17 protein-coding genes are annotated in these 19,056 nt (G+C 59.6%); 7 read left to right on the top strand and 10 right to left on the bottom strand.

Annotated features, from left to right (window positions below):
- The first annotated feature begins 47 nt into the window (after nucleotides 1–47).
- Both FFH90_RS28505 and yccS read left to right on the top strand, forming a co-directional pair.
- Entirely contained in the window at nucleotides 48–1,226 is a 1,179-nt protein-coding gene (locus tag FFH90_RS28505; RefSeq protein ID WP_138866816.1) for an NAD(P)/FAD-dependent oxidoreductase, read from the top strand.
- 212 nt (nucleotides 1,227–1,438) lie between these two features.
- Entirely contained in the window at nucleotides 1,439–3,622 is a 2,184-nt protein-coding gene (gene yccS, locus FFH90_RS28510; RefSeq protein ID WP_138866429.1) for a YccS family putative transporter, read from the top strand.
- Between the two features lie 61 nt (nucleotides 3,623–3,683).
- Here the strand turns inward: yccS and FFH90_RS28515 are convergent, their stop codons facing one another.
- A complete protein-coding gene (locus FFH90_RS28515) occupies nucleotides 3,684–4,421 on the bottom strand; it encodes an ABC transporter substrate-binding protein (RefSeq protein WP_018928760.1) in 738 nt (245 codons plus the stop codon).
- A gap of 256 nt (nucleotides 4,422–4,677) precedes the next feature.
- Here FFH90_RS28515 and FFH90_RS28520 point away from each other — a divergent pair, with 256 nt between their 5' ends.
- On the top strand, nucleotides 4,678–5,130 hold the full coding sequence (locus tag FFH90_RS28520) for a GNAT family N-acetyltransferase (protein WP_086944427.1): 453 nt from the start codon (nucleotides 4,678–4,680) through the stop codon (nucleotides 5,128–5,130).
- Nucleotides 5,131–5,182: 52 nt separating this feature from the next.
- On the opposite strand, the gene FFH90_RS28525 is transcribed toward FFH90_RS28520, so the two are convergent.
- The 3 genes from FFH90_RS28525 to FFH90_RS28535 are packed head-to-tail and all read right to left on the bottom strand — an operon-like array spanning nucleotide 5,183 to nucleotide 8,171.
- Complete coding sequence (locus tag FFH90_RS28525) at nucleotides 5,183–5,479, bottom strand: helix-turn-helix domain-containing protein (RefSeq protein WP_007937940.1); 297 nt, start codon at nucleotides 5,477–5,479, stop codon at nucleotides 5,183–5,185.
- A 31-nt stretch (nucleotides 5,480–5,510) separates the two neighbouring features.
- Nucleotides 5,511–6,002: a M48 family metallopeptidase gene (locus tag FFH90_RS28530; protein ID WP_138866430.1), complete on the bottom strand. Its 492-nt coding sequence runs from the start codon at nucleotides 6,000–6,002 to the stop codon at nucleotides 5,511–5,513.
- Between the two features lie 45 nt (nucleotides 6,003–6,047).
- On the bottom strand, nucleotides 6,048–8,171 hold the full coding sequence (locus FFH90_RS28535; RefSeq protein WP_018928758.1) for a bifunctional diguanylate cyclase/phosphodiesterase: 2,124 nt from the start codon (nucleotides 8,169–8,171) through the stop codon (nucleotides 6,048–6,050).
- A 320-nt stretch (nucleotides 8,172–8,491) separates the two neighbouring features.
- On the opposite strand from FFH90_RS28535, the gene FFH90_RS28540 reads away from it, so the two are divergent.
- Nucleotides 8,492–9,160: a polysaccharide lyase family 7 protein gene (locus FFH90_RS28540; protein ID WP_138866431.1), complete on the top strand. Its 669-nt coding sequence runs from the start codon at nucleotides 8,492–8,494 to the stop codon at nucleotides 9,158–9,160.
- Nucleotides 9,161–9,683: 523 nt separating this feature from the next.
- Nucleotides 9,684–10,046, top strand: a complete 363-nt coding sequence (locus tag FFH90_RS28545; RefSeq protein WP_138866432.1) for a DUF6124 family protein — start codon at nucleotides 9,684–9,686, stop codon at nucleotides 10,044–10,046.
- A gap of 96 nt (nucleotides 10,047–10,142) precedes the next feature.
- Here FFH90_RS28545 and fba read toward each other — a convergent pair whose 3' ends face one another.
- The 6 genes from fba to tkt all read right to left on the bottom strand — a co-directional run bounded on the left by fba (nucleotide 10,143) and on the right by tkt (nucleotide 16,557).
- The gene (gene fba / locus FFH90_RS28550; RefSeq protein WP_064620888.1) at nucleotides 10,143–11,207 is read right to left on the bottom strand and encodes a class II fructose-bisphosphate aldolase; all 1,065 of its coding nucleotides are present in this window, start codon (nucleotides 11,205–11,207) and stop codon (nucleotides 10,143–10,145) included.
- 295 nt (nucleotides 11,208–11,502) lie between these two features.
- Nucleotides 11,503–11,835, bottom strand: a complete 333-nt coding sequence (locus FFH90_RS28555) for an MliC family protein (protein ID WP_019650258.1) — start codon at nucleotides 11,833–11,835, stop codon at nucleotides 11,503–11,505.
- Between the two features lie 56 nt (nucleotides 11,836–11,891).
- Complete coding sequence (locus FFH90_RS28560) at nucleotides 11,892–12,113, bottom strand: hypothetical protein (RefSeq protein WP_064620894.1); 222 nt, start codon at nucleotides 12,111–12,113, stop codon at nucleotides 11,892–11,894.
- A gap of 34 nt (nucleotides 12,114–12,147) precedes the next feature.
- On the bottom strand, nucleotides 12,148–13,311 hold the full coding sequence (locus tag FFH90_RS28565) for a phosphoglycerate kinase (RefSeq protein ID WP_007937921.1): 1,164 nt from the start codon (nucleotides 13,309–13,311) through the stop codon (nucleotides 12,148–12,150).
- A 17-nt stretch (nucleotides 13,312–13,328) separates the two neighbouring features.
- Nucleotides 13,329–14,396: an erythrose-4-phosphate dehydrogenase gene (epd, locus tag FFH90_RS28570; RefSeq protein WP_111452954.1), complete on the bottom strand. Its 1,068-nt coding sequence runs from the start codon at nucleotides 14,394–14,396 to the stop codon at nucleotides 13,329–13,331.
- Between the two features lie 163 nt (nucleotides 14,397–14,559).
- On the bottom strand, nucleotides 14,560–16,557 hold the full coding sequence (tkt, locus tag FFH90_RS28575; protein WP_111452955.1) for a transketolase: 1,998 nt from the start codon (nucleotides 16,555–16,557) through the stop codon (nucleotides 14,560–14,562).
- Between the two features lie 273 nt (nucleotides 16,558–16,830).
- Here tkt and FFH90_RS28580 point away from each other — a divergent pair, with 273 nt between their 5' ends.
- Nucleotides 16,831–17,826 carry a metalloregulator ArsR/SmtB family transcription factor gene (locus FFH90_RS28580; RefSeq protein ID WP_111452956.1) on the top strand — a complete coding sequence of 332 codons (996 nt, stop codon included), beginning with the start codon at nucleotides 16,831–16,833 and terminating at the stop codon, nucleotides 17,824–17,826.
- An 18-nt stretch (nucleotides 17,827–17,844) separates the two neighbouring features.
- A complete protein-coding gene (gene metK, locus FFH90_RS28585) occupies nucleotides 17,845–19,035 on the top strand; it encodes a methionine adenosyltransferase (RefSeq protein WP_007937912.1) in 1,191 nt (396 codons plus the stop codon).
- The last annotated feature ends 21 nt before the right edge of the window (nucleotides 19,036–19,056 follow it).

Here is a 19,056-nt window from a genome sequence, read left to right on the forward strand (position 1 = left end):
CGTTCCCACGCAGAGTGTGGGAACGATCAATGTGTGAGGACACCGTTTTGCGCTCTACCGAAGTTGTGATCATTGGCGCTGGCGCCGCAGGGTTGATGTGTGCGCTGACCGCCGCCGGGCGCGGGCGCAAGGTGATGTTGCTTGACCATGCCAACAAGGCCGGCAAGAAAATCCTCATGTCGGGCGGTGGCCGCTGCAATTTCACCAACATGTACACCGAGCCGAGCAATTTCCTCTCGCAGAACGCACATTTCTGCAAATCTGCGTTGGCACGTTACACCCAGTGGGACTTCATCGCTCTGGTGGCCAAACACGGCGTGCCGTACCACGAGAAGAAACTCGGCCAGTTGTTCTGCGATAACAAATCCAGCGACATCCTCGACATGCTGCTCGAGGAGTGCAATCAGGTCGGCGTCAGCCTGCACCTGGACACCTCGATCCAGACCATCGAGAAGCTCGAAAGCGGTTATCTGCTAGATACCACGCTGGACCAGATCACTTGCCAATCCCTGGTGATCGCCACCGGCGGCCTGTCGATTCCGACCCTCGGCGCCACCGGTTTCGGCTATCAGGTGGCCAAGCAGTTCGGCCACGACCTGCTGCCGACCCGCGCCGGCCTCGTGCCGTTCACCATCACCGATCAGCTCAAGGAGCTGTGCACCGAACTGTCCGGTACGTCGGTGGATTGCCTGGTGAGCTGCAACGACCAGAGTTTCCGCGAGAACATCCTGTTCACCCACCGCGGTCTCAGCGGCCCGGCGATTTTGCAGATTTCTTCGTTCTGGGAATCCGGCGACACGGTAGAGATCAACCTGATGCCGGATCACGACGTACCGAGCTGGCTGCAACAGCAGCAAGTCGAACGCCCGAACAGCGAGTTGAAAACCCTGCTCGGTGAGATCTTCACCAAGAAGATGGCCAACTTGCTGGCAGACAACTGGTTCGTCTCCAAACCGATGAAGCAATACACCCACGCAGAAATTGCAGACATCGCTGAAAAACTGGCGAGCTGGAAAGTCGTGCCGGCCGGCACCGAGGGCTACCGCACGGCCGAAGTGACCCTGGGTGGCGTCGACACGCGCGAAGTGTCATCCAAAACCATGGAGTCGCTGAAAAGCCCCGGCCTGTATTTCGTCGGTGAAGTGCTCGACGTCACCGGGCATCTGGGTGGTTTCAACTTCCAATGGGCCTGGGCGTCCGGTTACGCGGCGGCGCAATACGTCTGACCGATCGCGTTATCGTTCTTCGCGGGCAAGCCTCGCTCCTACAAGGGTCACCTAAATCCCTGTAGGAGCGAGGCTTGCCCGCGAAGACGTCCTGACAGGCAACACAGAACGAGGAAGGAACAGATTTTGCTGTCTGATGTGATCGGCGCCATTGCGTCGGCGTCATTAGTGGCTCAATTTAGCGTCATTGCCTCGGAAGGCCTTCGCACTTCATGTCATCGACCACATTTCGGCAGTCTCTGCGTCGCCTCTGGGCGCTGGATAAATTCAGTTACAGCGTTCGGGTATTCATCGCCCTGACCGGCACCATGGCGCTGTGTTGGTATCAAGATGAAATGGGGCTGCTGATCCCGTTGTTCCTGGGGATCATCGCCAGCGCCCTGGCCGAAACCGACGACAGTTGGCAGGGCCGCCTCAACGCACTGGCCGTGACGCTGGTGTGTTTTATGGTCGCCGCCCTGTCCGTCGAACTGCTCTTCCCCTACCCCATCCTCTTTATCATCGCCTTTGCCCTGGCCAGCTTCTGCCTGACCATGCTCGGCGCGCTGGGCGAGCGTTATGGCGCGATTGCGTCAGCGACGCTGATTCTGTCGGTCTACACCATGATCGGCGTGGACCAGCGCGGCGGCGCGGTCACTGATTTCTGGCACGAGCCGGTACTGCTGGTGGCGGGTGCGGCGTGGTATGGCTTGCTCTCGGTGTTGTGGCAGGTACTGTTTTCCAACCAGCCGGTGCAACAGAGCCTGGCGCGGTTGTTCCGTGAACTGGGTTATTACCTGAAACTGAAATCGTCGTTGTTCGAACCGATCCGGCAGTTGGACGTGGAAGCGCGCCGCCTGGAACTGGCCCAGCAGAACGGTCGGGTGGTGGCAGCCCTGAACGCCGCCAAGGAAATCATTCTGCACCGGGTCGGCGATGGCCGGCCGGGGGCGAAACTCAGCCGTTACCTGAAGCTGTACTTCCTCGCCCAGGACATCCACGAGCGCGCCAGCTCCTCGCACTACCCTTACAACGCGCTGGCCGAGGCGTTCTTCCACAGCGACGTGCTGTTCCGCTGTCAGCGCCTGCTGCGCCAACAAGGCAAGGTGTGCCGCGCGCTGGCCGAATCGATCCAGATGCGCCAGCCGTTCATCTATGACGCCAGCTTCGCCGAAGCCCTGAGCGACCTGCACGCCTCCCTCGAACACCTGCGCATCCAGAGCAATCCGGCCTGGCGTGGTCTGTTGCGCTCGTTGCGGGCATTGGCCGCCAACCTCGGCACCCTCGACCGTTTGCTCAGCGACGCCAGCAACCCCGATGCGCTTGCAGACGCCACCGACAGCAGCCTGCTCGACCGTTCGCCACGCAGTCTCAAGGATGTGTGGATTCGCTTGCGCACGCAGCTGACGCCAACGTCCTTGCTATTCCGCCACGCCCTGCGCCTGCCCCTGGCATTGAGCATCGGCTACGCGATGGTGCATTTGATCCACCCCTCGCAAGGTTACTGGATCATCCTCACCACGTTGTTTGTCTGTCAGCCGAACTACGGCGCCACCCGCCGCAAACTGGGCCAACGGATCATCGGCACCGCCATCGGCCTGACCGTGGCCTGGGCGCTGTTCGATCTGTTCCCCAACCCGTTGATCCAGTCGAGCTTCGCCATCGTCGCCGGGGTGGTGTTCTTTACCAACCGCACCACCCGCTACACCCTGGCGACAGCCGCCATTACGATCATGGTGCTGTTCTGCTTCAACCAGGTGGGCGACGGTTACGGGCTGCTTCTGCCGCGACTGTTCGATACCTTGCTCGGCAGCCTGATCGCCGGCCTGTCGGTATTCCTGTTCCTGCCGGACTGGCAGGGCCGACGCCTGAACAAAGTGCTGGCCAATACCCTGACCTGCAACAGCATTTACCTGCGCCAGATCATGCAGCAATACGCCGCCGGTAAAAGCGACGACCTGGCTTACCGCCTGGCCCGACGTAACGCGCACAACGCCGACGCGGCGTTGTCGACGACACTGGCCAACATGCTGATGGAGCCGGGGCACTTCCGTAAGGAAGCCGATGTAGGGTTCCGATTCCTGGTGCTGTCGCACACCCTGCTCAGCTATTTGTCGGGGCTTGGGGCACACCGTGAAACCCAACTGCCGTCGGATGTGCGCGAGCAGCTGATCGACGGTGCGGGCGTGAGCGTGGCCGCCAGCCTCGACGACATTGCCCAGGGCCTGGCGAGCAAACAGCCGATTGCGATTCAGAGTGATGAGGAAGAAGCACTGGCCAATGCGCTTGAGCAGATGCCGGATGAAATCGATGAAGGCCAGCGGCTGGTACAGACACAACTGGCGTTGATCTGTCGGCAACTGGGGCCGTTGCGGACGTTGGCGGCGCATTTGATCAAGGACACTAACGAAGCCTGAAATGTGCAGCGACCGGGCTTGCCCGCGAAGGCTTCAGCTCGGACACTGCAGGCCTTTCAGATCACATCCCATGCTGCCTGAGCAACTTCTCATAACTCCCGTCAGCCTTCATCGCCGCAATCTCGCGATCGAAACCGGCGACGATCTGTTCATGCTCCGGGTTCTTCAGGCTCACCAGAATATGCAGACTGTTCTCGCTCAACGGCTTGGGCAGGAACTCCACGGCATTGCGCACTTTGGGTGATTCCCGCGCCAGGTAATACCGGGCGACGAACTCGTCTTCCAAAGTCAGCTTGACCCGATCGGCCGCGACCATGCGCACAGCCATGGCGAAGTTATGCACCGGGACTTTCTGCAACGACACATCCTCATCAAATTCCTGCGAATAGGCATAACCGCGTACCACCGCTATCGGGTAGGTGTGCAGTTGTTGCAGGTTGTTGTATTCGATTGGCGTGTCTTTGCGCTTGAGAAAGCGCACGCGGTTGAGCAGGTACTCGCCGGAAAATTGCCCCAGCTTCGTGCGCTCGTCGGTGTACCAGGTGTTGACCAGTACGTCGTAACGTCCCTCGCCCACCCCAAACAAGGCCCGGGCCCACGGCACTTGTTCGAAATCGCTGGCGTAACCGGCCCGGGCCAGCGCGGTGCTGACGATGTCCGTGGCCACACCGCCATTGACCAGCGTGGCGTCGGTAAAGGGTGGCCAGGCATCGGCGACCAGACGCAGCTTTTCCGCAGCCTCGGCCTGTGTCAGCAACAGCAATCCGATCAAAGCAAACGCTCGATGAAACCGCGGCATGCCAGAAATCCTTAGCGGGCGGGCTGCCCGACGTGTTTTTCAGCCAAAACTCCAAGATTCCTCTACCGGCGAACCCAGGTCCTAACATTAGCTCATTGAGGCCATTGCACAGCGCTTCATCGCAGATTACACAAAGAAGACAACTTCGCGAGAAATGAATGATGGCATTTTGGTCTTTATCACAGATTCCCTGCGATAAAGACATCCCGCCTCAGGGCGCTTAGTATCGGAACAACGTTGTTCAAGGAATGTGAAGATGACAATCGATTGGGTCTGCAAACACCACAGCGATCTGGGTAAAGAGCAGCTGTATGCCATTTTGCAACTGCGCGCCGAAGTGTTTGTCGTCGAGCAGAAATGCGCTTATCAAGACATCGATGGCCAGGACCTGGAAGGTGACACTTGCCATTTGATGGGCTGGGACGGGGATCGGCTGGTGGCCTACCTGCGATTGCTCGACCCGCAATTGCAGGGCGGCGACGTGGTGATTGGCCGGGTGATCATTGCACCCCAGGCACGCGGTGCCGGGCTTGGGCATGAGTTGATGAGCCAGGCGTTGAAACAGGCCGAGAAGCACTGGCCCGAGGTGCCGATCTACCTCTCGGCCCAGGCGCATTTGCAGGGGTACTACGGGCGGTACGGGTTTGTGGTGGTGGGTGAGGAATACCTCGAGGATCAGATTCCGCATATCGGGATGCGCCGTTCCTGAGGCCCCTATGAGCGTTCCCACGCTCTGCGTGGGAATGATCGGGGTCGGGAATTCAGGGGTATTCAAGCACCGCTTTAATCTGCCGCAGATTACGCTCGATCCACCCCCGATCAATCGCCCCCCACTCGCGAATCCGATAGCGCCCCGCGTGGTTACGTGCGCCCTCTTCCTGCTCGAATTCACAAACGATATCCAGATCCGCCAACGCCGCGATGGTGTCCTGAGCCGTGCGTCGGGGCATACCGGTCACTTCGGTCAATGCAGGGACGTTACTGGCCAGCCCGCTGTCGATCAGGTACGCCACGTACAATCGGCGGTAGAAGCTGCTCTTGGTCTTGCTCACGTCCATCCATGCGCTCCCGATTAATTAGCAGATTTGTTCAGTGCATATCCCGCCATGTCAGGTATACCCGCAAATCGAACTCCACCTGGTGATACCCCGGCAACATGTGCTCGCACAGCTTGTAGAACGCCTTGTTGTGATCCGACTCTTTGAAGTGCGCCAGCTCATGCACCACGATCATCTTCAGAAACTGCGGCGCCGCGTCCTTGAACAGCGAGGCGATGCGAATTTCTTTCTTGGCCTTGAGCTTGCCACCCTGCACCCGTGAGATCGCGGTGTGCAGACCGAGCACGCGGTGGGTCAGGTCCAGACGGTTGTCGAACAACACCTTGTCGATGGCCGGGGCGTTACGCAGGTATTCCTGCTTGAGGTCCAGGGCATAGGCGTACAGCGCCTTGTCGCTCTGCACCCCGTGTTTTTCCGGATAGCGCTGGCTCAGGTAATCGCCCAGCCGACCTTCGGCGATCAGTTGGCGCACCTGGTCCTGCAACGCGGCAGGATAAGCCTGGAGGTATTTCAACACAGTCATTGGAGCGGCAACACGCATCACGAAAAGGTCGCCAGTGTAGCGAATTCAACTCGTCAGCGCGCCCCAGTCGAACGGCTCGACAAAGTGACCGGTGTCCTCGGCCATCAACGGTCGCGCCACCAGGAAACCCTGCACATACTGGCAACCGTTGGCTTGCAGCCACTCATATTGCGCCACCGTTTCAACCCCTTCGGCGATCACCAACAGCCCTAACCGGTTGCACAAATCGATGACACTGCGTGCCAGCGCCGCATCCCGTTCGGACCCTGGCAACCGGGCGATCAAATGCCGGTCGAGCTTGAGCGTGTCCAGTTCCAGGTCGCGCAAATGCGCCAGCGAACAAGCCCCGGAGCCGAAGTCATCCAGCGCCACCCGTACCCCCAGATTGCGCAGCAAACGCAGTTGCTTGCGGGTCTCGTCGGGGTTAGACATCAAGGCCTCTTCCGTGACCTCGACTTCCAGCTGCTGCGGCTTCAGGCCATGGCGCTCCAGCACCTGACGCAGCTCGGTGACCAGGTTGGGCAACCCGAATTGGGTGCTGCTCAAGCTGACGCCCAGCACCAGATCTTCGGCAAACAAGGTTTCCCAGGCTTTGCGCTGTTTGGCCCCGCGATGATAAATCCAGCTACCCAGGCGACTGATCAACCGCGCCTCTTCCAGCAACGGCAAAAACAGCCCCGGCGGTACATCGCCGACACTCGGATGCTGCCAGCGCAACAACGCTTCGAACCCGCGGATCTGCCCATCGGCAATCGCCACCTGGGGCTGATACACCAGGTTGAAATCGCGGTTCTCGATAGCCGTGCGCACGCTCTCTTCAAGCATCAGCCGCGAGCGTGCCCGGCCGTTCATTTCGTGATCGTAGAAGCGATATTGCTGACGCCCGGCGCGCTTGGCTTCGTACATGGCAATGTCGGAGGCGCGCATCAGCCCGTCCAGATTAGACCCGCAATCGGGATAAGTGGCGATGCCGATGCTGGCACCCAAGGCGATGTCCATGCCTTCGATCTGCTGACAAATCGACACCCGCTCGATGAGCTTCTCGGCAATCTTTGCCGCCTGCTCGGGGAGCTCAAGATCCAGCAACGCAGTGAACTCATCGCCCCCCATCCGCGCCAGAATATCGAAGGGCCGCAGGCACGCCTTCAACTGCTCGGACACCCAACGCAGCACCCGGTCGCCGGCATCGTGGCCGAGGGAATCATTGACCCGCTTGAAGCCGTCGAGGTCCAGGTACAACAGCACCCAAGTGCTGTCGGAACGTTCGCCGCGCAGCAGCAGGTTTTCAACGGTCTGGTAGAAACCCCGGCGATTGAGCAGCCCGGTCAGCGGGTCGGTCACCGCCTGGAACTCCAACTGCTGATGCAGATGGCGCACCACCGACATGTCCAGCACCGTCACCACCATCGCATGTTGTTCGGCGGGCAAAGGCGCGCAAGACAACGCCACCGGCACTTGCTGGCCGGGCGCGGTACGCAGCAGCGCATCGTGCAAGCGCAGGGTTTCACCGCGTTTGTAACCGGCAAACAACTCGGAATCGGCCCAGATCGGAATGTGCGGTTTTTGCAGGAAATCCAGAAACTCCTTGCCTTGCAGGTCGTTCACCGTGGCATTGAGCAAGCGAGACATCGCCGGGTTGGCGAAGCGAATCAGCCCGTCCTCACTCACCACCAGAATGCCTTCGGCGGCGTTATCCAGCACCGAGGCATTGAAGGCCCGGGCGACTTCCAGATCATGGCTCAACCGCTGCAAGGCACGGCGATTACGCTGGTGTTCCAACAACGCCTGGACTTTGGGTTTGAGAATTTGCGGGTCGAACGGTTTGAACAGGTAATCCACCGCGCCACTGGCGTAGCCCTTAATCACCGCGTCCTGGGACTGTTCGTTGGCGGTAAGAAAAATGATTGGCGTAAGACGGGTTCGCTGGCTGCCGCGCATCAAGCGCGCCACTTCAAAACCGTCCATGCCCGGCATCTGCACATCCAGCAGCACCAGGTCGACATCGTGTTCGAGTAACAGGCCAAGGGCTTCAAAACCGGAAGCCGCGGTCATGACCTGCCAATCCTGGCGCTGTAATAACGCGCGCATGCTGATCAGGTTTTCAGGGTAATCATCAACAATTAACAGGATTGAGTTGCCTTCAGCTGGCTTAGATTGTGCGCATTCCATGCTGCATCTCTTGTTCGGGGCCTCAGGCCGGCCTTTTGTTAAAACCGGTCACCTATTGCGACTTCACTCTAGACCCGGATCCCTTAAAGCAGAAGCCGCTCGTATCCCATCACTTCGGTAAAGTTTCATATAGCCGACTAACGGTCAGCCCTGCAGGCCTTATAAACCGGGAAGGATGGCATTTCGACAGGTTGTTGACGCCAATCATCTGCCAGAAGGGCATTAACAAAGAGGCCTTCTACGCTTATAAAGACCCACCCGAAGGCGCGAGCTAGAGCTTCTGGCACGCACGTGCAGTAAAAAAAGTGGAAGCTTGAATTATGATCGATCTCGCAACCTGGAACCTCAGTGTTCCCGTCGGCAGCCCGCCGTACACTGTCGAAACCACCAAGCTGGTGGACGGCTTCAAGGATCAATACTTCCACTCCGACACCGGCACTTTATTTTTCTGGTCCCCGGTCACCGGCTCCAAAACCGAAAACGCGATCTACCCGCGCACCGAACTGCGCGAAACCTACAGCAACGGCACGCTGAAAAACTGGTACTACCCTGACGCGGACAACACCCTGCGTGCCACCCTCTCGGTCAGCCAGGTGCCCAGTTCGGGCAAGATCGTCATTGGCCAGATTCACGCCTATAAGAGCCAGAAGCCCTTGGTGAAGGTCGAGTATCAATACAAAACCTCCACCTCGACCGGCAACATCGTCGCCAAAGTCCGCATGCACCCCGACGACGACACCGCCCGGGTCATCACCATCGCCACCGGCGTGAAACTCAATCAGGAATTCTCCTACCTCATCCACCTCAGCCCAGGCGGTGCATTGGGCATCAGTGCGGCGGGGTACCAGTGGGATACCGACATCAGCACGATGTGGCGTGATAAGCCGCTGTACTTCAAGGCCGGGGTTTATGTGCAGGACAACACCGGGTACACCACTGAAGGCGGGGAAGTGACGTTCAGCAAGCTGGATATCGATCACGATACGTAATCCCTGAAAGACCGCAGGAATCCACCCTTTGTGGCGAGGGAGCTTGCTTCCGTTGGGCTGCGCAGCAGACCCTCTTTTTGGGGGCCGCTTCGCGGCCCAGCGGGAGCAAGCTCCCTCGCCACAGGTTCTTTATGTCCAACTCCATCTCTTCACTGACCGGCATCAGCCCCCACTTAAACGCCCACGTTTAAAGACACGCAGCGTTACTTCATGAGACCTACAACGGCTTGCGTCACCGCCTACAGGTACGCCAGAATCCGCCGGCTTGTGCGTCTGGGAGGCCATCGGTAACTTGATTCGTGTCACTGATTCGCAGTGATCGGGTTTAGTAGCCCGTGGTTTCGAGCTTGGTGCACAAGCATCTGTCAGTCAGGGATTTCGATTCCTGCGCTTGATGGTAACTGTGCGCAGGGCACCTTCGGGTGCGCCGGCTTGCTCGAAACCCCGGTCTACTAACCTGCGTACAGTTGCCTCCACTTTGATTAGTAGCCAGAGAGGGGCACTCCAATCAGGTTTCGAGCAAATGACTAAATCAACGCCGCATCCGCCGGTCACAGACCCGGCATCCCCCTACGAATCCCCCGATTCAAAGAAATTCCACGAAGCCGCCGAGCGCGCCCTCGACCATTACCTCAACCCGGCCGCCAAAATCATGGCCACCACCCACGAACCCGAGCCCATGTACCTCGCCAATCCGAAGTACAACACCGAAGCCCTGCTGGCCAACGCCAGCGAAACACTCGGCTCGGCCACCCTCATGCTCAATAATTTCGCCGCGCTGCTGGAAACCTCACATCGCAAGACCCTGCTGGGCATTGCCCAAGTGGTCATGCTCGGTGAACTGGCGGTGAATCAAGCGTTGGATCATGTCGAATTGAAGGAGTAATCGCGGCTAGGTTGGTGCAAGGCGAGCAAACTTTCTTCCAATGAAAAAACCCGCCTCTCGGCGGGTTTCTTATTCAACGCAGCTTAACGCTCAGGCTCAGTTAACCTTAGCGTTCAACTCGCCTTTCAGGTAACGCTGGAACATCGCTTCCAACGAAATCGGCTTGATCTTCGAAGCATTACCGGCAGTACCAAACTGCTCATAACGCGCAATACACACGTCACGCATCGCAGTAACAGTCGCGCCGAAGAATTTACGCGGGTCGAACTCGCTCGGGTTGGTGGCCATCAGGCGACGCATCGCACCGGTGGACGCCAAACGCAGGTCGGTGTCGATGTTGACCTTGCGCACGCCGTGCTTGATGCCTTCGACGATTTCTTCAACCGGTACGCCGTAGGTTTCTTTGATGTCGCCGCCGTACTGGTTGATGATCGCCAGCCACTCTTGCGGAACCGAAGACGAACCGTGCATCACCAGGTGGGTGTTCGGGATGCGTTTGTGGATTTCCTTGATGCGGTCGATGGCCAGCACGTCGCCGGTAGGTGGCTTGGTGAACTTGTAGGCCCCGTGGCTGGTGCCGATGGCGATGGCCAGGGCGTCGACCTGGGTCTTCTTGACGAAGTCCGCGGCTTCTTCCGGGTCGGTCAGCATTTGGCTGTGATCCAGAACGCCTTCGGCGCCGATGCCGTCTTCTTCACCGGCCATGCCGGTTTCCAGCGAACCCAGGCAGCCCAGCTCGCCTTCCACCGAGACGCCGCAGGCGTGAGCCATGGCCACGGTTTGTTGGGTAACGCGAACGTTGTAGTCGTAGTCGGTCGGGGTCTTGCCGTCTTCGCCCAGGGAACCGTCCATCATCACCGAGCTGAAGCCCAGTTGAATGGAACGCTGGCAGACGTCAGGGCTGGTGCCGTGGTCCTGGTGCATGCACACCGGGATGTGCGGGAACTCTTCGATGGCCGCCAGGATCAGGTGACGCAGGAACGGGGCGCCTGCGTATTTGCGAGCACCGGCCGAAGCCTGGACGATCACCGGGGAGTCAGTCTTGTCAGCGGCTTCCATAATGGCGCGCATCTGCTCAAGGTTGTTGACGTTGAAGGCTGGAACGCCGTAGCCGAACTCGGCTGCGTGGTCCAGCATCTGGCGCATGCTGATAAGTGCCATTGTGTGTGTCTCTCCCGGTTGAGGGTCGTTAATCGTGCCAGCCTGCCGTAGCGGCGGCGGCTATTCAAGTTATTGCAGATCGGGGGTTGGCCCGGGCTGCGAATTCGGTACAACAAAAACCTGTGCGTAACGAAGAACCTGTGGCGAGCGAGCTTGCTCGCGTTCGGCTGCGAAGCAGTCGTAAACCCGTCGACTCGGTCCTTCTGAAACACCAAATCGACTGGCTTTGGGACCGCTTCGCGCTCCAGCGGGAGCAAGCTCCCTCGACACAACAATAGTCCTGCGATCGGCGTTGTTACTGCGCTTTACAACCGCGGCCGATCAAATCATTGGTGGCGACCCAGTACACCAGGCCTTCCTCACCTTTTACGTGAAACGCCAGCATGTCGTTGCTGTACAGCGAGCCTTCGGCGCCCGGTTCAAGCTTCAGGCGGTAGACCTGATCGGCGCCGCCCAAACGAACGTCGACTGCCTTGCGGCTCACGTCAGTGTAGCGCCAGAGCACTTTGGCCTGGCTGTCGCAGGTCCAGGTGGTCCAGTTGTCCGTTGATTCGGCAGGCTTGAACAGGTCGAAATTCGAACAACCTGCCAGCAATACCAGCGCCGAAACGGCGATAAAACCTTTCATCCATGTTCCTCGACTGACGGCGCATGCCGCCAGCCCTGAGTAAAGAGTCAGACCCGTCAAGGGCAGCCATGTTCCTTGGTCGGGGTCTGTGTCTCGTATTTGTCCAGGCCATCGGGCCCGGACCGCTTGTTGATCACCGGGTTGGTTTCCGCTTGCCAGTCAGCCTGGTAGCAGCCTTTATCCGACGCGGATGGCGCGGGCTCCGGCGTGGCTTTCGGGTTACTCCCGCAAGCCGCCAGCATACCCGCGGCGATCAACAGCATTAATGTCCTGACCATCTGAACACTCCTTTGCCTGGTCAAATGAGCGGCCTCAGGCCTTGGCCCGGCTTTCCAGGACTTCAACGGCCGGCAGCACTTTGCCTTCGACGAATTCGAGGAACGCGCCGCCGCCGGTAGAAATGTAGGAGATTTGCTCGGCAACGCCATATTTATCGATGGCCGCCAGAGTGTCGCCACCGCCGGCAATGGAGAACGCCGAGCTTTCCGCGATGGCCTGGGCCAGCACTTTGGTGCCGTTACCGAACTGGTCGAATTCGAACACGCCCACCGGGCCGTTCCACAGGATGGTCTTGGACGACTTCAGCAGCTCGGCGAAATTCGCCGCGGTCTGTGGGCCGATGTCCAGGATCATGTCGTCTGCAGCCACGTCGGCGATCAGCTTGACAGTCGCGGTCGCGCTTTCAGCGAACTCCTTGGCGACCACCACGTCCACCGGCAATGGCACGCTGACTTTCGCCGCGATTTCACGGGCAGTGTCCAGCAGGTCCGGCTCGTACAGCGATTTGCCAACCGGGTGACCGGCAGCGGCCAGGAAGGTGTTGGCGATGCCGCCACCAACGATCAGCTGGTTGCAGATCTGGCTCAGGCTGTTGAGCACGTCGAGTTTGGTCGACACTTTGGAGCCGGCAACAATGGCGGCCATTGGCTGGGCCGGGGAGCCCAGGGCCTTGCCCAGTGCGTCCAGTTCGGCGGCGAGCAACGGGCCAGCAGCGGCGACTTTGGCGAATTTGGCCACGCCATGGGTCGAGCCCTCGGCGCGGTGAGCGGTGCCGAAAGCGTCCATTACGAACACGTCGCACAGAGCGGCGTATTGCTTGGCCAGTTCGTCGGCGTTCTTTTTCTCGCCCTTGTTGAAGCGCACGTTTTCGAACAACACGATATCGCCGGCTTTCACGTCGACGCCGCCCAGGTAATCGGACACCAGCGGCACTTCACGGCCCAGGGCCTTGCTCAGGTAGTCAGCCACTGGCTTGAGGCTGTTCTCGGCCGAGAACTCGCCTTCGGTCGGACGGCCAAGGTGCGAGCAGACCATCACTGCCGCGCCTTTTTCCAGGGCCAGCTTGATGGTCGGCAGCGAAGCCAGGATACGCGCATCGCTGGTGACAACACCGTCCTTGACTGGGACGTTGAGGTCTTCGCGGATCAGTACGCGCTTACCTTGCAGATCGAGGTCGGTCATCTTCAACACGGTCATGGGTCGCAATTCCTGGGTTACTGTTTTTGAAAGACAGATTGTGGAGTAGTAGCGGCTTGCAAATAGTGCTCTGCAACGTCCAGCATTCGATTGGCAAAACCCCATTCGTTGTCGAACCAGGCCAGGATGTTCACCAGCCGTGGGCCGGAAACGCGGGTCTGACTGGCATCGACAATGGCCGAATGGGGGTCATGATTGAAATCACAACTGGCGTGAGGCAACTCGGTGTAGGCCAGAAGGCCTTTGAGCGGGCCATGGGTGGCGGCCTCGCGCAGAATCCGGTTGACCTCGGTGGCGTCGGTATCGCTTACGGTCTGCATCGTAATATCGAGGCAGGACACGTTAACCGTCGGCACCCGCACGGCTTTGGCCTGAATTCGCCCGGCAAGTTCCGGCAGCAAGCGTTCAATGCCTCGCGCCAGACCAGTGGACACCGGAATCACCGACTGGAACGCCGAACGGGTGCGGCGCAGGTCTTCGTGGTGATAGGCGTCGATCACCGGCTGATCGTTCATCGCCGAGTGGATGGTGGTGATCGACACGTATTCCAGACCAATGGCCTGATCCAGCAGGCGCAACAGCGGCACGCCGCAGTTGGTGGTGCAGGACGCGTTGGACACCAGCAGCTCGTCACCGGTCAGGCAATCCTGGTTCACGCCGTAGACGATGGTGGCGTCGACATCCGCCTCGCTGGCCATCGGCTGGGAAAACAGCACCCGTGGCGCACCGGCGTCGAGAAAACGCTGGCCATCCTGACGGGTGTGATAAGCGCCGGAGCACTCCAGCACCAGATCGACGCCCAACGACGCCCAATCGATGCCTTCGGGGGTGGCACTGCGCAGGACCTTCACGCAGTCGCCGTTAATATGCAGACAATCGCCCTCAACCCTCACTTCACCGGGAAACCGCCCGTGAGTGGAGTCGAAGCGTGTCAGGTATTCGATGCTGGCCATATCGGCCAGATCGTTGATCGCGACAATTTCAAACCCAGCCGTCGAGCCTCGCTCAAACAACGCACGCAAGACACAACGACCAATCCGGCCGTAGCCGTTGAGTGCAACTTTGTAAGGACGCGGTTGAGGCATGGGGTTCTCGATAGTCGCGGCAGACGAATTCTTGCTAACAACACAAATCCCTGTAGGAGCTGTCGAGTGAAACGAGGCTGCGATCTTTTAAGATCAAAAGATCGCAGCCTGCGGCAGCTCCTACACAGGGAACGCGGTGGCCATAAAACCACCGCGGCGTGCCTTAGTCTTCCAGCAGCTCTTCAGCCTGACCCAGGATGTTTTCCAGGGTGAAGCCGAACTCTTCGAACAAGGCCGGCGCAGGCGCCGACTCGCCGTAGGTGGTCATGCCGATCACGCGACCTTCCAGGCCCACGTACTTGTACCAGTAGTCCGCGTGGGCGGCTTCGATGGCGATACGCGCGCTGACCTGCAATGGCAGAACCGATTGCTTGTAGCCGGCGTCCTGGGCTTCGAAGACGCTGGTGCATGGCATCGACACCACACGAACCTTGCGGCCTTGCTCGGTCAGTTTGTCGAAGGCTTGAACGGCCAGGCCGACTTCCGAACCGGTGGCGATCAGGATCAGCTCAGGCTCGCCTGCGCAGTCCTTCAACACGTAACCGCCACGGGCGATCTCTTCGATCTGGATCGCATTGCGGGTTTGGTGCTGCAGGTTCTGACGGGAGAAGATCAGCGCCGAAGGACCGTCGTCACGCTCCAGGGCGAACTTCCAGGCCACCGCCGACTCAACGGCATCGGCCGGACGCCAGGTGTCGAGGTTCGGTGTGCAGCGCAGGCTGGCCAGTTGCTCGATCGGCTGGTGAGTCGGGCCGTCTTCGCCCAGACCGATGGAGTCGTGGGTGAACACGTAGACGATGCGTTTTTTCATCAGCGCCGACATGCGCACTGCGTTGCGGGCGTATTCCATGAACATCAGGAAGGTCGCGCCGTAAGGCACCAGGCCGCCGTGCAGGGCCACGCCGTTCATGATCGCGCTCATGCCGAACTCGCGAACGCCGTAGTACATGTAGTTGCCGCTGGCGTCTTCGGCGGTGACGCCTTTGCAACCTTTCCACAGGGTCAGGTTGGAGCCGGCCAGGTCAGCCGAACCACCGAGCAGTTCAGGCAGCAGCGGGCCGAAGGCGTTCAGGGCGTTCTGGCTGGCTTTACGGCTGGCGATGGATTCGCCTTTGGCCGCGACTTCAGCGATGTAGGCCTGGGCCTTCTCGGCGAAATCGGTCGGCAGATCACCGCTCAGGCGACGAACCAGTTCGTTGGCCAGCTCAGGGAAGGCGGCGGAGTACGCAGCGAAACGCTGATCCCACTCGGCTTCGGCAGCGCGACCGGCTTCCTTGGCGTTCCACTCGGCATAGATATCAGCCGGGATTTCGAACGGGCCGTAGTTCCACTTCAGCGCTTCACGGGTCAGGGCGATTTCCGCGTCACCCAACGGGGCGCCGTGGCAATCTTCCTTGCCTTGCTTGTTCGGCGAACCGAAGCCGATGGTGGTCTTGCAGCAGATCAGCGTCGGTTGTGCGCTTTTGCGCGCGGTTTCGATCGCGATCTTGATTTCTTCCGGATCGTGACCGTCGACATTGCGGATCACTTGCCAGTTGTAGGATTCGAAACGCTTCGGCGTGTCGTCGGTGAACCAGCCTTCGACTTCACCGTCGATGGAGATGCCATTGTCATCGTAGAAGGCGATCAGTTTGCCCAGGCCCAGCGTACCGGCCAGGGAACTGACTTCGTGGGAAATGCCTTCCATCATGCAGCCATCACCCAGGAATACGTAGGTGTGGTGATCGACGACGTTATGGCCAGGACGATTGAACTGCGCCGCCAGGACTTTTTCCGCCAGGGCGAAACCGACCGCGTTGGCCAGGCCTTGGCCCAGTGGACCGGTGGTGGTTTCAACGCCCGGGGTGTAGCCATATTCCGGGTGACCCGGGGTACGGCTGTGCAGCTGGCGGAAGTTTTTCAGGTCATCGATCGACAGGTCGTAGCCGGTCAGGTGCAGCAGCGAGTAGATCAACATCGAGCCGTGACCGTTGGACAGCACGAAGCGGTCACGGTCGGCGAACGATGGATTGCTCGGGTTGTGCTTCAGGTAGTCACGCCAAAGTACTTCGGCGATATCCGCCATACCCATAGGGGCACCGGGATGGCCGCTGTTGGCTTTTTGCACGGCATCCATGCTGAGGGCACGAATGGCGTTGGCGCGCTCACGACGGCTGGGCATCGCTGATCTCCTGCGGATATTGAATCGAGAGTGAATAAAACGAAACGGAAAAAAGGCGAGCATTTTCCCTCACCGACCCGCCTCGGGGCAATGACAGATAGTCATCCGAAGGCGTTTTTCCAACGGATAACGGCGTATTCGACTGATGAAACCTTTCCGCTGTTGGTTTGTGGACTGAAACTAACGTTAAGAAGTGCCATCTATCGACCAATATCAAAACTTTTTGATATTGCTCTTGCGGTGTTTTATGACCGTCACTAGACTGCTGGCCTTATGAATCTGCGCGTGCCTTCCATTCAACATGACGATTGCGATGAGCTGGCGGCCCTGTGCAAGGCCGGCGGCGATCCTCTGCGGCTGAATGTATTGCGCGCGCTGGCCAACGATTCGTTCGGCGTCCTGGAACTGGCGCAGATCTTCGGCATCGGTCAGTCCGGCATGAGTCATCACCTCAAGGTATTGGCCCAGGCCGACCTGGTGGCGACCCGCCGTGAAGGCAATGCGATTTTCTACCGTCGCGCCCTGCCCCACACCGACCTGTTGGGCGGCAAGCTGCATGCCGCGCTGCTCGAAGAAGTGGACAACCTGACCCTGCCGACTGACGTCCAGGCGCGGATCGCTCAGGTCCACGGGCAACGCGAGGCGGCCAGCCAGGACTTTTTCTCACGGGTCGCGGAGAAGTTTCGCGCCCAGCAAGACTTGATCGCCGGCCTGCCGCAATACCGCGAAAGCGTGGTGGCCCTGCTCGACAAGCTGAGTTTCGGCCCCGGCGCCACGGCCATCGAAGTAGGCCCCGGCGATGGCGCATTTCTGCCGGAGCTGGCGCGTCGCTTCACTCAGGTCACGGCGCTGGACAACAGCCCGGCGATGCTCGAACTGGCCCGCCAGGTCTGCGAACGTGAAACGCTGGCTAACGTCAGCCTGCAATTGGCCGATGCATTGAACGGTGTAAACCTTCAGGCCGACTGCGTTGTATTGAACATGGTGCTGCACCATTTTGCCGCGCCGGCCGAAGCGCTCAAGCACATGGCCGGTTTGCTGCAACCAGGCGGTAGCCTGTTAGTGACAGAGTTATGTAGCCACAACCAGAGTTGGGCCAGGGAGGCCTGCGGTGATCTCTGGTTGGGGTTTGAACAGGACGATCTGGCCCGTTGGGCCACCGCTGCGGGACTCGTTCCCGGGGAAAGCCTCTATGTAGGCTTACGTAATGGTTTCCAGATACAGGTCCGCCATTTTCAGCGACCGGCTGGCGACACTCACCATCGGTAAATTCAGGAAAAAATCGAGATGAGCGAATACTCCCTCTTCACCTCCGAGTCCGTGTCTGAAGGGCATCCGGACAAAATCGCCGACCAGATTTCCGATGCGGTGCTGGACGCCATCATTGCTGAAGACAAGTTCGCCCGCGTGGCGTGCGAGACTCTGGTGAAAACCGGCGTGGCAATCATCGCAGGTGAAGTCACCACGTCGGCCTGGGTCGATCTGGAAGACATCGTCCGTAACGTGATTCTCGACATCGGCTACAACAGCTCCAATGTCGGCTTCGACGGCGCGACCTGCGGCGTGATGAACATCATCGGCAAGCAGTCCCCCGACATCAACCAGGGTGTTGATCGTGCCAAGCCTGAAGACCAGGGCGCCGGCGACCAGGGCCTGATGTTCGGCTACGCCAGCAACGAAACCGACGTGCTGATGCCAGCACCGATCACCTTCTCGCACCAACTGGTTCAGCGCCAGGCCGAAGCCCGCAAGTCCGGCCTGCTGCCTTGGCTGCGTCCAGACGCCAAGTCGCAAGTGACCTGCCGCTACGAAAACGGCAAGGTTGTCGGTATCGACGCCGTTGTACTGTCGACCCAGCACAACCCGGAAGTGTCCTACAAAGACCTGCGCGAAGGCGTGATGGAACTGATCGTCAAGCACGTGCTGCCTGCCGAACTGCTGTCCAAGGACACCCAGTTCCACATCAACCCGACTGGCCAGTTCATCATCGGTGGCCCGGTGGGCGACTGCGGCCTGACCGGTCGCAAGATCATCGTTGACAGCTACGGCGGCATGGCCCGTCACGGCGGCGGCGCGTTCTCCGGTAAAGATCCATCGAAGGTTGACCGTTCGGCGGCCTACGCCGGTCGTTATGTGGCCAAGAACATCGTGGCTGCCGGCCTGGCCGAGCGTTGCGAGATTCAGGTTTCCTACGCAATCGGCGTCGCTCAACCGACTTCGATTTCGTTGAACACCTTCGGCACCGGCAAGATCAGCGACGACAAGATCGTCAAACTGGTCCGCGAAGTGTTCGACCTGCGTCCATACGCGATCACCACCATGCTCGACCTGCTGCACCCGATGTACCAGGACACCGCTGCGTACGGCCACTTCGGTCGCACCCCGGAAACCAAAACCGTGGGCGACGATACGTTCACCACGTTCACCTGGGAAAAAACCGACCGCGCCGACGCTCTGCGTTCTGCTGCCGGCCTGTAAGACTTCTCCGGTTGTGCAAAA

Origin of the sequence: Pseudomonas sp. ATCC 43928 (assembly GCF_005938665.2) — a bacterium.
Classification (GTDB): domain Bacteria; phylum Pseudomonadota; class Gammaproteobacteria; order Pseudomonadales; family Pseudomonadaceae; genus Aquipseudomonas.

Excerpts from the sequence above, each read along its gene's own strand:
- yccS (WP_138866429.1), top strand. The coding sequence starts at position 1,439 with ATGTCATCGACCACATTTCGGCAGTCTCTGCGTCGCCTCTGGGCGCTG.
- FFH90_RS28515 (WP_018928760.1), bottom strand. The coding sequence starts at position 4,421 with ATGCCGCGGTTTCATCGAGCGTTTGCTTTGATCGGATTGCTGTTGCTG.
- FFH90_RS28520 (WP_086944427.1), top strand. The coding sequence starts at position 4,678 with ATGACAATCGATTGGGTCTGCAAACACCACAGCGATCTGGGTAAAGAG.
- FFH90_RS28525 (WP_007937940.1), bottom strand. The coding sequence starts at position 5,479 with ATGGACGTGAGCAAGACCAAGAGCAGCTTCTACCGCCGATTGTACGTG.
- FFH90_RS28530 (WP_138866430.1), bottom strand. The coding sequence starts at position 6,002 with ATGACTGTGTTGAAATACCTCCAGGCTTATCCTGCCGCGTTGCAGGAC.
- FFH90_RS28535 (WP_018928758.1), bottom strand. The coding sequence starts at position 8,171 with ATGGAATGCGCACAATCTAAGCCAGCTGAAGGCAACTCAATCCTGTTA.
- FFH90_RS28540 (WP_138866431.1), top strand. The coding sequence starts at position 8,492 with ATGATCGATCTCGCAACCTGGAACCTCAGTGTTCCCGTCGGCAGCCCG.
- FFH90_RS28545 (WP_138866432.1), top strand. The coding sequence starts at position 9,684 with ATGACTAAATCAACGCCGCATCCGCCGGTCACAGACCCGGCATCCCCC.
- fba (WP_064620888.1), bottom strand. The coding sequence starts at position 11,207 with ATGGCACTTATCAGCATGCGCCAGATGCTGGACCACGCAGCCGAGTTC.
- FFH90_RS28555 (WP_019650258.1), bottom strand. The coding sequence starts at position 11,835 with ATGAAAGGTTTTATCGCCGTTTCGGCGCTGGTATTGCTGGCAGGTTGT.
- FFH90_RS28560 (WP_064620894.1), bottom strand. The coding sequence starts at position 12,113 with ATGGTCAGGACATTAATGCTGTTGATCGCCGCGGGTATGCTGGCGGCT.
- FFH90_RS28565 (WP_007937921.1), bottom strand. The coding sequence starts at position 13,311 with ATGACCGTGTTGAAGATGACCGACCTCGATCTGCAAGGTAAGCGCGTA.
- epd (WP_111452954.1), bottom strand. The coding sequence starts at position 14,396 with ATGCCTCAACCGCGTCCTTACAAAGTTGCACTCAACGGCTACGGCCGG.
- tkt (WP_111452955.1), bottom strand. The coding sequence starts at position 16,557 with ATGCCCAGCCGTCGTGAGCGCGCCAACGCCATTCGTGCCCTCAGCATG.
- FFH90_RS28580 (WP_111452956.1), top strand. The coding sequence starts at position 16,831 with ATGAATCTGCGCGTGCCTTCCATTCAACATGACGATTGCGATGAGCTG.
- metK (WP_007937912.1), top strand. The coding sequence starts at position 17,845 with ATGAGCGAATACTCCCTCTTCACCTCCGAGTCCGTGTCTGAAGGGCAT.